Origin of the sequence: Nocardioides psychrotolerans (assembly GCF_943371775.1) — a bacterium.
GTDB lineage: Bacteria > Actinomycetota > Actinomycetes > Propionibacteriales > Nocardioidaceae > Nocardioides > Nocardioides psychrotolerans_A.
Genome location: NZ_CALRWD010000110.1, coordinates 1 through 11,604, shown reverse-complemented (window position 1 = coordinate 11,604; position 11,604 = coordinate 1). Strand labels below are relative to the sequence as shown.

The 11,604-nt window shown below is 72.4% G+C and carries 13 protein-coding genes; all 13 read right to left on the bottom strand.

All coding sequences use genetic code 11. From position 1 onward, the window contains the following. A partial coding sequence (locus AAG827_RS20935) for a peptide deformylase (protein WP_341928146.1) occupies nt 1-255 on the bottom strand: 255 nt, incomplete at its 3' end. 11 nt (nt 256-266) lie between these two features. After that, nucleotides 267-797, bottom strand: a complete 531-nt coding sequence (locus tag AAG827_RS20930) for an ACT domain-containing protein (protein ID WP_341928145.1) — start codon at nt 795-797, stop codon at nt 267-269. Beyond that, nucleotides 794-1,627: a uracil-DNA glycosylase gene (locus AAG827_RS20925; protein WP_341928144.1), complete on the bottom strand. Its 834-nt coding sequence runs from the start codon at nt 1,625-1,627 to the stop codon at nt 794-796. Before AAG827_RS20925 ends, AAG827_RS20930 begins: the two co-directional genes overlap by 4 nt. Before the next feature lie 32 nt (nt 1,628-1,659). Then, nucleotides 1,660-1,926, bottom strand: coding sequence for a hypothetical protein (locus AAG827_RS20920; protein WP_341928143.1), 267 nt, complete (start codon nt 1,924-1,926; stop codon nt 1,660-1,662). Between the two features lie 72 nt (nt 1,927-1,998). Further along, a complete protein-coding gene (locus AAG827_RS20915) occupies nt 1,999-2,892 on the bottom strand; it encodes an exopolyphosphatase (protein WP_341928142.1) in 894 nt (297 codons plus the stop codon). Then, the gene (locus AAG827_RS20910) at nt 2,889-3,431 is read right to left on the bottom strand and encodes a DUF501 domain-containing protein (protein ID WP_341928141.1); all 543 of its coding nucleotides are present in this window, start codon (nt 3,429-3,431) and stop codon (nt 2,889-2,891) included. Before AAG827_RS20910 ends, AAG827_RS20915 begins: the two co-directional genes overlap by 4 nt. Beyond that, nucleotides 3,428-4,024 (bottom strand): septum formation initiator family protein, encoded by a 597-nt coding sequence (locus tag AAG827_RS20905; RefSeq protein ID WP_341928140.1) that lies wholly within the window; start codon nt 4,022-4,024, stop codon nt 3,428-3,430. The genes AAG827_RS20910 and AAG827_RS20905 overlap by 4 nt, the downstream gene beginning before the upstream one ends. 17 nt (nt 4,025-4,041) lie before the next feature. Then, nucleotides 4,042-5,319, bottom strand: a complete 1,278-nt coding sequence (gene eno, locus AAG827_RS20900) for a phosphopyruvate hydratase (RefSeq protein WP_341928139.1) — start codon at nt 5,317-5,319, stop codon at nt 4,042-4,044. Nucleotides 5,320-5,470: 151 nt separating this feature from the next. Further along, nucleotides 5,471-6,070 carry a MazG family protein gene (locus AAG827_RS20895; RefSeq protein WP_341928138.1) on the bottom strand — a complete coding sequence of 200 codons (600 nt, stop codon included), beginning with the start codon at nt 6,068-6,070 and terminating at the stop codon, nt 5,471-5,473. Between the two features lies 1 nt (nt 6,071). Continuing rightward, complete coding sequence (locus AAG827_RS20890; protein WP_341928137.1) at nt 6,072-6,785, bottom strand: hypothetical protein; 714 nt, start codon at nt 6,783-6,785, stop codon at nt 6,072-6,074. 46 nt (nt 6,786-6,831) lie between these two features. Further along, nucleotides 6,832-10,389: a transcription-repair coupling factor gene (gene mfd / locus AAG827_RS20885; protein ID WP_341928136.1), complete on the bottom strand. Its 3,558-nt coding sequence runs from the start codon at nt 10,387-10,389 to the stop codon at nt 6,832-6,834. Between the two features lie 96 nt (nt 10,390-10,485). Beyond that, nucleotides 10,486-10,884, bottom strand: coding sequence for a VOC family protein (locus tag AAG827_RS20880; RefSeq protein ID WP_341928135.1), 399 nt, complete (start codon nt 10,882-10,884; stop codon nt 10,486-10,488). Between the two features lie 97 nt (nt 10,885-10,981). Next, nucleotides 10,982-11,419, bottom strand: a complete 438-nt coding sequence (locus AAG827_RS20875) for a VOC family protein (RefSeq protein ID WP_341928134.1) — start codon at nt 11,417-11,419, stop codon at nt 10,982-10,984. Nucleotides 11,420-11,604: the final 185 nt, after the last annotated feature.

Here is an 11,604-nt window from a genome sequence, read left to right as displayed (position 1 = left end):
ACCCGTCCGGGTCTTGGGGTGCTCGGTCACGTCGACGCAGAAGACCCGCGCGCTCACGCCGACCTGGGGCGCCGCGAGACCGACGCAACCAGGGCTGACCCGCATCGTCGCGACGAGGTCGGCCGCCAGCTGCACGGTCTCGAGGGACGTCGGGTCGACGTCGGCGCCGACGGTGGACAGCACCGGCTCCGGGGCGCGTACGACGGGCAGCACCCTTCCGGGCACGCCCAGCTCGTCCTCCGTCCAGGAGGACACGCGATCGTCGCTCACAGCTCGTCGGCCTCCGCCGGGCGCAGTGTCGCGCCGACGCCGAGGTCGCTGGCCACCGACCGGATCGCGGCCTCGACGGCGGAGACGTCGACCGAGGCGGGCAGGTCGATCTCGGCGACCAGCAGGTAGAGGTCGCCGGCCAGCCGCGTGGTGAGGTCGGTGATGTTGCCGCCGACGCGGGCCACCTCGGTGACGACCGAGGACACGATGCCCGCGCGGTCGCCGCCGTGGACGGTGAGCACCCAGGGCGAGCCGTCGCTCGCCTCAGGCTGCTCGACCGGCACCTCCCGCACGGTCACCGTGAGCGTGCCGTCGGTGGTCAGCGGGGCCAGGGCGGCCTCGATCTGGTCGGCCTCCGGGGCGCCGGCGCAGACCAGCATCATCGCGAAGTGACCCCGCAGGAGGGTCATCGTGGAGTCCTCCAGGTTGAGCCCGAGGTCGGCGAGGCGACCGGTGGTCTCGGCGATGATGCCGGGCCGGTCGTGGCCGAGGACGGTGATGGCGTGCAGCGTGGAGGACGGGGTCACGGCGACATTCTGGCAGCGGCGTGACCGAGCACGTCGTCCAGCATGGGTTCGGTGAGCCGACCGGTGAACGTGTTCTGCTGGCTGGGGTGGTAGCAGCCGAGCAGCAGCACCTCGCCGTGGGACGTGGTGACGACCGCCGACGCGCCGTGCCCGAAGCGCGGCTTGGGGCTCGGCACGCCCCACCCCGCGCCGCGGAACGCCCCCAGGGCGGCGTCCCAGCCGATCGAGCCGAGCGCCACCACGGTCCTCAGCGAGGGCGCGACGAGGGCCAGCTCGCGGTCGAGCCAGGGAGCGCAGCGGGCACGCTCGTCGGTGGTCGGCTTGTTCTGCGGCGGGGCGCAGCGCACCGCCGCGACGATGCGGGTGCCGACCAGGGCCAGCCCGTCGGCGGCGTCGACGCTGGTGGGCTGGCTGGCGAGGCCGACCCGGTGCAGGCTCGCGAAGAGCCAGTCCCCGGAGCGGTCGCCGGTGAAGACGCGGCCGGTGCGGTTGGCCCCGTGGGCCGCCGGCGCGAGCCCGACGACCAGCACCTGCGGTGCCTCGGCCCCGAACCCGGCGATCGGTCGGCCCCAGTAGGGCTGGTCGACGTAGGCCGCGCGCTTCGCGACGGCCACGTCCTCGCGCCAGCGGACCAGGCGGGGGCAGGCACGACAGACGCTGATCCGGGCGTCGAGGTCGGGAAGGGTGGCGCTCCGCGCCAGACGTCGTACGCCGGAGGGCGAGGTCGCGACGTCGGTGTCGAGAGGTGCGGGGTCACCCGGCCAGCCGGTGCCGGCCGGCACGGGAGAGGCGAAGGCCCCACCGACGGACGGGTGCGGGAGGAGGGTCACGCGACCATCCTCCCGCCCGTCGGTGCGTGCGCTCAGGGAGCAGGGTTGATCGAGGTCTCCTGGCGCACCTTGTCGGCGGCGGCCGACGCGGCGTCGGTGACCTTGTCCTTGACGACCCCGGCGGCGGCCGTGGCCTGGGCCGCAGCCTCGTCCTTGGCGCGCTGGGTGACGTCCTGGACCTGGGGGTTGCGGGCGACCTTCTGCGCCTGGAGCTTGATCTGCTCGTAGCGCTCACGTCCGGCGCGGGCTCCCAGGACGTAGCCGACGCCGCCGGCGGCGAGGAGGGACAGCTTGCTCATGGTGGTGCTCCTTCGGTGGGGGTCAGCCGGGTCGGTGCCCGATCGGTCGACCCGACAAACCACGAGGAGACCTCAGGGTGTGATCGACCAGGCGATCCCGTCGAGGATGTCGGACTCCGAGACCAGCAGGGTGGCGACGCCTGAGCGGAGCAGGACCCGCGACAGGATCAGCGCCCCGGCGTCGATCACGTCGGCGCGGCCGGGGTGCATGTAGCCCAGCGCGAGCCGCTCGGCGACCGGCATCGCGACCAGCCTCTCCACGACCTCGTGGACCACCGGGACCGCCAGCACCTGCTGGTCGATCGCCTCGCGGGCGTAGGCCGGCAGGTCGAGCACCCCGGCCGCGACCGTGGTCACGGTGCCGGCGATCCCGACGACCGTCGCGGCCTCGGCGATCGGGACCGGCGAGGCGTCGAGGGCAGCGTCGATGTCGGCGACGCACGCGGCGACCTGGGCGGCCGTGGGCGGGTCGTCGTGCAGGTGCCGCTCGTGCAGCCGCACCGAGCCGATGTCCATGGAGTGCGCGGCCGTCGGGGCGGACGTGCCGAGGACCAGCTCGGTCGAGCCACCGCCGATGTCGACGACCAGCACCGGCTCGTCAGGGCGCGACGCGAGGTTGCGCACCGCGCCGGCGAAGGCCAGCGCCGCCTCCTCCTCGCCGGCGAGCACCTCGGGACGCACCCCGAGCCGGGCGAGGACCCCGTCGGAGAACTCCTGGGCGTTGGCGGAGTCGCGCGTCGCGGACGTCGCGCAGAAGCGCATCCGGGTGACGTCGTGGGCGGCGACCAGCTCGGCGTAGTCCTCGATGGCGGCGAAGGTGCGCGCCAGCGCCTCGTCGCCGAGCCGCCCGGTGCGGTCGACGCCCTCGCCCAGACGCACCATCCGGGCCTCGCGCACGGCGACCTCGGGGAGGTCGCCGATCAGCAGCTTGATGGTGTTGGTGCCGCAGTCGATCGCCGCGATCACGAGTCGGCGGCCTCGGCGACCTCGGCGGTCGCGGCGGTCGCGGCGGAGACGCACGGTCCGGAGGCCCACCACTCCCCGAGCAGCTCGAGCACCTCGTCGCCGAGCGGGTTGACGCCCGGTCCGGCGGCGAGCGCGTGGCCGGCGAGCACGTGGAGGCACTTGACGCGGTCGGGCATGCCGCCGGCGGTGATGCCCTCGATCTCGGGGACGTCGTGGCCGGACTGGCGCGCCAGCTCGGTGCGGAAGGCGAGGTAGGACTCGTGGGCGCCGCGGTAGGAGGCGGCGAGCTCGGGGTCCTCGCCGAGGCGCGCCTGCATCTCCTTCATCAGGCCCGAGCCCTCGAGGGTGCCGATCAGCGACGCGGCGCGCGGGCAGGTGAGGTAGAAGGTCGTCGGGAACGGCGTGCCGTTGGGCAGGCGCGGCTCGGTCGTGACGACGTCGGGGTTGCCGCAGGGGCAGCGGTGGCCCACGGCGTGGATGGCACGCGGCTCCCGGCCCAGCTGGGCGTGGATGGCCGCCTCGTCGGTCGGGTCGATCACGGCTGCTGGGAGCCGTCGATCTCGGTCAGCGGCGGCGGCTCGGCCTTGGGCGGGCGACCGGCGAGCTGCACGGAGTCCCACGCCTTGCCCCACCAGGCCTCGGGCACCCGGTCGGCGTCGACCTCGGAGGGGTCGCGCAGCTCCGACTCACTCTCGAGGGCGTTGCCGTCCTCGTCGAGGACGATGTAGGAGGTCTCGCCGGGCATGACATAGCTCAGCCGCTCGCGCGCCTGGGCCTGCAAGTAGGCCGGGTCGTTCCAGCGGCGCTTCTCACGCTCGAGGTCGTCGATGCTGGCCGAGCGCTGCGCGATCTCCTCGAGGTAGGCGTTGTTCTCGGCGCGCTGCTCGAGGAAGGCCCGCATGGAGGAGGCGTAGGAGACGGCGAGCACCGCCACCACGAGCACCAGGATCGCCGCGCGACCGGTCAGCCGGGGTCGACGCTGGCCGTCGCCGCGGGCGGTGCCGGCACCGGCGCCGGGACGGGGCGCGACCGCAGGCTGCCGCCCGGCGCGGGCAGTGGAGGTCGCCCGTCCGGGCCCCGTGCGGCCCCGCGGGCGGGACCCGCGGGGCGGCGTACGTCGGGAGTCGGGCATGTCGTGTCGCTCCGGGGTCAGCCCTGGTAGCGCGGGAACGCGGAGGCGCCGGCGTAGCGCGCGGCGTCGCCGAGGTCGTCCTCGATGCGCAGGAGCTGGTTGTACTTGGCGACGCGGTCGGACCGGGCCGGGGCGCCGGTCTTGATCTGGCCACAGTTGGTGGCAACCGCGAGGTCGGCGATCGTGGTGTCCTCGGTCTCGCCCGAGCGGTGGCTCATCATGCAGCGGTAGCCGTTGCGGTGGGCCAGCTCGACGGAGTCGAGGGTCTCGGTGAGCGAGCCGATCTGGTTGACCTTGACCAGCAGGGAGTTGGCCTGGCCGCCACTGATGCCGCGCTGGAGGCGCTCGACGTTGGTGACGAAGAGGTCGTCGCCGACGATCTGGGTCTTGGTGCCGAGCTGGTCGGTGATGGCCTTCCAGCCGTCCCAGTCGTCCTCGTCGAGCGGGTCCTCGATGGAGACGATCGGGTAGGCCGCGACGAGGTCGGCGTAGTAGGCCGTCATCTCGTCGGCGGTCTTGGAGCCGCCCTCGAAGGAGTAGGCGCCATCCTTGAAGAACTCGGACGCGGCGACGTCCATCGCCAGTGCGATGTCCTTGCCGAGCGTGAGGCCGGCGGCCGAGACGGCCTCGGCGATCAGGTCGAGCGCGGCGCGGTTGCTGTCGAGGTTGGGCGCGAAGCCGCCCTCGTCGCCGAGGCCCGTGGAGAGGCCCTTCTTCTTCAGCACCGACTTGAGCGCGTGGTAGACCTCGGCGCCCTGACGCAGCGCCTCGCGGAAGGTCGGCGCGCCGATCGGCGCGATCATGAACTCCTGGACGTCGACGTTGGAGTCGGCGTGCGAGCCACCGTTAAGGATGTTCATCATCGGGACCGGCAGCAGGTGGGCGTTGGGTCCACCGACGTAGCGGTAGAGCGGCAGGCCGGCCGAGTCGGCCGCGGCACGGGCGACGGCGAGCGAGGCCCCGAGGATCGCGTTGGCGCCGAGGTTGGCCTTGTTGGGCGTGCCGTCGAGGTCGAGCATCGTCTGGTCGACGAGGCGCTGGTCGTCGGCGGCGAGCCCCTCGAGCGCGGGCCCGATCTGCTGGATGACGCCGTCGACGGCCTTGAGGACGCCCTTGCCGACGTAGCGGTCACCGCCGTCGCGCAGCTCCACGGCCTCGAAGGCTCCCGTGGAGGCGCCGCTGGGCACCATGGCCCGGGCGAAGGAGCCGTCATCGAGGAGCACCTCGACCTCGACAGTGGGGTTGCCGCGCGAGTCGAGGATCTCGCGGGCGCCGACGGCTTCGATCGATGCCACGTGCTGCTCCTGGTGTTGTGTCGCCTGGACGGTTGCGCGATCAGCCTAGACCCGCCGCCGGTCCATCGCGCGCAGCACGCTCCGCGGGTGGACGTGTGCGCGGCGGCGGGCGGCGGGGTGGGCCGGCCCGCCCCCACGCGAGCGGGCTGGCTCAGCGCTCCAGCAGCCGTCGTACGGCGTCGCGCAGGGCCTGCTCGGGGTCGCGGTCGGCCGCGCGGGCCTCGGCGACCAGCCCCAGCAGCCGGTCGCCGAGGTCGGCGTCGTCGCCTGTCGGCGGGAGCACGACAGAGCCCTCGCGTGCCCGCCGGTCGAGCACCTTGTCGGCGTGCAGGAGCGCGGGCAGGGTCGGCGGCAGACCGTCCGTGACGTGCTCCCGAGCCTTCTCCGTCGCCTTGATCTCCTGCCACGCGTCGTTGACGGCCGCCGCGTCCATCGGAGCGGTCCCCTCGGGCGCGCCGAAGACGTGCGGGTTGCGGCGCAGCATCTTCTCGGTGATCCCCCGCGCCACGTCGTCGAGGGTGAACGCACCGGACTCCTCGGCGATCACCGCGTGGAAGTAGACCTGGAGCAGCAGGTCGCCGAGCTCCTCGCGCAGGTGGTCGGGGTCACCGGTGTCGATGGCCTCGATCGTCTCGTGGGTCTCCTCGAGCAGGAAGCGCGCCAGCGAGCGGTGCGTCTGCTCCGCCTTCCACGGGCACTCGGCCCGAAGCCGCCGCATGACCTCGCCGAAGTCGAGGAGCGGCTCGCCCACGTCAGCCGCAGCGCTGCGAGTCGGGCAGGGACGCGGCGTAGGCCGGGTCCGGCTCCTCGGCCAGGCCCATCAGCGCGGTCTCGCCGACGGCGAAGGACACCGACTGGTCGTCGGTGTCGATCGAGGCGTCGTCGACGCTGATGCCGTATTCGGGGTTGAGCTCCACGTCGTTGTCGTCGAGCCAGGTGGTGAAGGCAGCGAGGCCACGCTCCCCTGCCTCGGTGGGGCCGGGCTCGGCCACGCCCTCGTCGCGCAGGATCTGCTCGCCGACGGAGAGCTGGACGGCGGCGACGTAGGTCGCAGCGCCCTCGACCTCGAGGACGGCCTCCTGCTGGGACTCGCTGAAGTCGCCGATCTGCTTCTCGATGTCGGCGAGCGCGCGCTGGTAGTCGTCGGCCGGCTCGACGCCGTAGTCGTCGGCCAACTGGTCGGCCGCGGAGACCAGCGCGAGCTGGCCGGCGATGCCGGAGCGGAACACGCTGAGCGGGACAACCTGCGACTGCTGGGCCAGGATGTCCTCGATCGCGGAGCAGTAGCTGCTCACCAGGGAGTCGACCTCGTCGGTGCTGACCGTGCGGTCGCCCACCTCGGCGGCCACGCCGGGGCGGAAGCCGGTGCCGGCGACACCGCAGCCGGTCAGGCCCAGGGCCAGCGCTGCGACGGAGGCCCCGGCGACCGATCGGGCCAGGGTGCGACGACGTCGAGTGGTGCTCACGCGGATCTCCTCAGGGCTGTGCTCGGGGTGGCGCTGACGGTGCTGGTCACGACTCGACCGGGTCGATCACGCTGTCGATCACACCGCGGGCCCATTCAAGCAGGGCGATGCCGGCCAGGGGCGTCCCGGTCCGTCCGGGGGTGCCGGGTCGCGGGACCAGGATGGTGTCGGTCGGCGCCTTGACGATCGACTTGGGATAGAGCCGCTGGAGCCGCAGCTGGCGCGACTCCGGCAGGCTGACCGGCGCGAAGCGGACGTTCTTGCCCTGGATCGTCGCCTCCCCGATGCCCGCCGACCGAGCCCGGGCCCGGAAGCGTGCGACCAGGAACAGCGCGGAGACCTCCTGCGGCGGCTCGCCGTAGCGGTCGATCATCTCCTCGCGCAGCACGTCGACGTCGTCGTCGGAACGCACCTCGGCGAGCCGCTTGTACATCTCGAGACGCAGCCGCTCGCTGGGCACGTAGTCGTGCGGCAGGTGGGCGTCGACCGGCAGCTCGATGCGCACCTCGCGCATGTCCTCGGCGTCGGCGTCCACGCCCTTGAACTCGTTGACGGCCTCGCCGACGAGCCGCACGTAGAGGTCGAAGCCGACGTCGGCGATGTGGCCGGACTGCTCGCCGCCGAGCAGGTTGCCCGCTCCGCGGATCTCGAGGTCCTTCATCGCGATCGCCATGCCGCCGCCGAGGTCGGAGTGCTGGGCCAGGGTGGCCAGCCGCTCGTGCGCGGTCTCGGTGAGCGGCTTCTCCTGGGGGTAGAGGAAGTAGGCGTAGGCGCGCTCGCGGGAGCGACCGACGCGGCCGCGCAGCTGGTGGAGCTGGCTGAGCCCGAGGGTGTCGGAGCGCTCGATGATCATCGTGTTGGCGTTGGACACGTCGAGGCCCGACTCGACGATGGTCGTGCAGACCAGCACGTCGAAGCGCTTCTCCCAGAAGTCCAGCATCACCTGCTCGAGCTGGTGCTCGCCCATCTGACCGTGAGCGGTCGCGACGCGCGCCTCAGGCACCAGCTCCTTGATCTTGGCCGCGGCCTTCTCGATCGAGTTGACCCGGTTGTGGATGTAGAAGACCTGGCCCTCGCGCAGCAGCTCACGACGCACGGCGGCGATGATCTGCCGGTCCTCGTAGGCACCGACGTAGGTCAGGACCGGGTGCCGCTCCTCCGGCGGGGTGGTGATCGTGGACATCTCGCGGATGCCGGTGATCGCCATCTCGAGCGTGCGCGGGATCGGCGTCGCGCTCATGGAGAGCACGTCGACGCTGGTGCGCATCCGCTTCATCTGCTCCTTGTGCTCGACCCCGAAGCGCTGCTCTTCGTCGACGATGATCAGCCCGAGGTCCTTCATCTTGATGTCGGGGTTGAGCAGCCGGTGCGTGCCGACGACGATGTCGACCGTGCCCTCGGCCAGGCCGGCGACGACCTCCTTGGCCTCCTTGTCGGTCTGGAAGCGGCTCAGGCCGGCCAGGTTGACCGGGAAGCCGCTCATCCGCTCGGTGAAGGTGCTGAGGTGCTGGGTGACCAGCAGCGTCGTCGGGACCAGCACGGCGACCTGCTTGCCGTCCTGGACGGCCTTGAACGCCGCACGCACCGCGATCTCGGTCTTGCCGTAGCCGACGTCGCCGCAGACCAGGCGGTCCATCGGCACCGTCTGGCGCATGTCGGACTTGACCTCGTCGACGGTGGTGAGCTGGTCCACGGTCTCGGTGAACGGGAAGGCGTCCTCGAGCTCGCGCTGCCACGGGGTGTCCGGGCCGAAGGCGTGGCCCTTGGTCGCCTGGCGCGCGGCGTAGAGCTTGATCAGCTCGGCGGCGATCTCGCGGACGGCCTTGCGGGCCCTGCCCTTGCGCTTGGCCCAGTCGGCGCCACCGAGCCGGTCGAGGCTGGGCTGCTCGCCACCGACGTAGCGGGTGACCTGGTCGAGCGCGTCGGCGGGGACGTAGAGCCGGTCGGCCGGGCCGCCGCGCTTGCTGGCGCCGTACTCGAGGACGAGGTATTCACGGATCGCGCCACCCACCGTGCGCTGCTTCATCTCGACGAAGCGGCCCACGCCGTGCTGCTCGTGGACGACGAAGTCGCCGGCCTTGAGCTCGAGCGGGTCGATCTGCTTCTTGCGGCGCGCGGGCATCTTGCGCATGTCGCGGGTGCTGGAGCGCTGGCCGCTGATGTCCTCGCCGGTGAGCAGGACCAGCCGGTTGGTGTCGTCGACGAAGCCGTGCTGGACCGCGCCGCAGGTGACCGTCACGACGTCGTCGGCGAGGGTGTCGAGGTCGTCGACGAGGCGGGCCGCGACGTCGCGCTCCCCCAGCGCCTCGACCATCCGCTGCGCGGGGCCGTGGCCCTGGTGCAGGACGACGACGCGGAAGGCCTCCTGGCGCCAGCGGTCGATGTCGGCCAGCGCGCGCTCGACGTCGCCGCGGTAGGCGTCGACCGGCGCAACCGCGAGGGTGCGGGTGGGCACCCCGGCGTCCTGGGCGCTGCCCACGGGCGTGACACCGCCGGCGGTGTCGTCGAGGCCGAAGGGGCTCATCGTCCACCAGGGCAGGTCGCGCGCCAGGCTGTGCTCACGCACGTCGGCGATCGACTGGTAGGAAGCGGCACCCAGGTCGATCGGCGCCGTGCCCCCGCCAGCAGCAGCCGCCCAGCTCGCGCCGAGGAACTCCTCGCTCGTGGCGACCAGGTCGTGGGCCCGGCTGCGGGCCCGCTCGGGGTCGAGCACCAGGACGTGGGTGTTGCCCGGCATCAGGTCGACGAGGAGCTCCATGTCGTCGACGAGGACGGGCGCGAGCGACTCCATGCCCTCGACGGCGATGCCGGCCGCGATCTTGTCGGTGAGCTCGAGCAGCTGCGGGTGGGCCTGGCCGAGCTCGGCCGCGCGGCGCCGGACGTCATCGGTGAGGAGGAGCTCGCGGCACGGCGGCGCCCAGAGCCGCTCGACCTTGTCGAGGGTGCGCTGGTCGGCGACCGAGAAGGAGCGGATCTCCTCGACCTCGTCACCCCAGAACTCCACGCGCAGCGGGTGCTCCTCGGTCGGCGGGAAGACGTCGACGATCCCGCCGCGCACGGCGAACTCGCCGCGCTTCTCCACCAGGTCGACGCGCGTGTAGGCGGCGTCGGACAGGCGGCGTACGACGTCGTCGAGCGCCATCTCGTCGCCGCGGGTGAGCTCGACCGGCTCGAGGTCCGCGAGACCCTTGACCTGCGGCTGGAGGATCGAGCGCACGGGCGCCACGACCACCTGGAGCGGTCCGTTGGAGGCATCGGTCCCCGGGTGGGCCAACCGGCGCAGGATCGCCAGCCGCTTGCCGACGGTGTCGCTGCGGGGGCTCAGCCGCTCGTGCGGCAGCGTCTCCCAGCTGGGGTAATAGCCGACGCCGTCGGGGTCGACCAGGTCGCCCAGTGCGGCCACCAGGTCCTCGGCCTCGCGCGACGTCGCGGTCACGGCGAGGACGCTGCGCCCGGCGCGGACCAGACCGGCGACGACGAAGGGCCGCAGGGCCTCGGGGCCGGTCAGGTCGAGCGCGCGGACGCGTCCGTCACCGGCGTCCTCCAGGACCGCGGCGAGGGTGGGGTCTGCGATGACAGCGTCGGCGAGGCCGGCGAGCGACACGGGTGCTCCTGAACAGGTCGGACAACACAGCAGCCCCCGGTCAGGCGTGACGGGGGGTGGATGTCTCCCAGGGTACGCCGGGGGTGGGGCCCGACGTCACTGCTGGGCGTCGACCTCGGCCTGGGAGCGCAGGATGCAGAACTCGTTGCCCTCGGGATCCGCGAGGACCACCCAGGCGGTGCCGGGACCGTATTTCCCACGGTGGTCCTCGACGACGCTCGCCCCGTGGGCCAGCAGCCGCTCGAGCTCCTCGTCGCGGGTGCCCTCGCGCGGGCGGAGGTCGAAGTGGATCCGGTTCTTGCCGGCCTTGGTGTCCGGGACCTCGATGAACAGCAGCTGGTGGTCGGTCTCGGGGTCGCGGATCATGCACTCCTCGTGGCCCGGCAGGTTGGGGTCGCCGTCGAGGTCGACGTAGCCCAGCACCGGCTTCCACCACTCGGAGAGGGCGTAGGCGTCCGCGCAGTCGATCGTGGTGTGCGAGATGAAGGAGGTCATGCCACCACCCTCTTCTCGCTCCACCTGCACCGCAAGCCGTTAACGGCGGCGGGTGCGCCTGCGGATCAGGACCGCGGCGGTGGATGGCTCCCAGGGGTCACCGGGGTGTGCTCGTCGTGCACGGCTGGGTGGAGAGCGGCGGTCCCAGGTCGACCTCGGCCGGGGAGCGCAGCAGGCAGAACTCGTTGCCCTCGGGATCGGCGAGGACGACCCAGGCGGTGCCCGGACCGTATCTGCCACGTTCGTCCGCCACGACGGTGGCGCCGTGTGCCTGCAGCCGCTCAAGCTCCTGCTCGCGGGTGCCCTCGCGCGGACACAGGTCGAGGTGGAGCCGGTTCTTGACGGTCTTGACCTCGGGGACCTCGACGAGGAGCAGCGACTGCAGCGTCTCGGGGTCGCGGATCATGCACTCCTCGTGACCGGGCAGGTTGGGGTCGCCGTCGAGGTCGACAAAGCCGAGGACCGGCTTCCACCACTCGGAGAGGGCGTAGGCGTCCGCGCAGTCGATCGTCGTGTGCGAGATCAGGGAGGTCATGGACCCACCGTGCTCACGTCCTACGGCGCAGCACCAGGGACCTAGTGCTCCCGCGACCGAGGCGGATCAGCCGAAGCGACCGTTGACGTAGTCGGAGGTGCGCGGGTCCTGCGGGTTCTGGAACATGGCCGCCGTGTCGCCGTGCTCGACGATGACGCCGGGCGTGCCCTGGGAGGCGAGGAAGA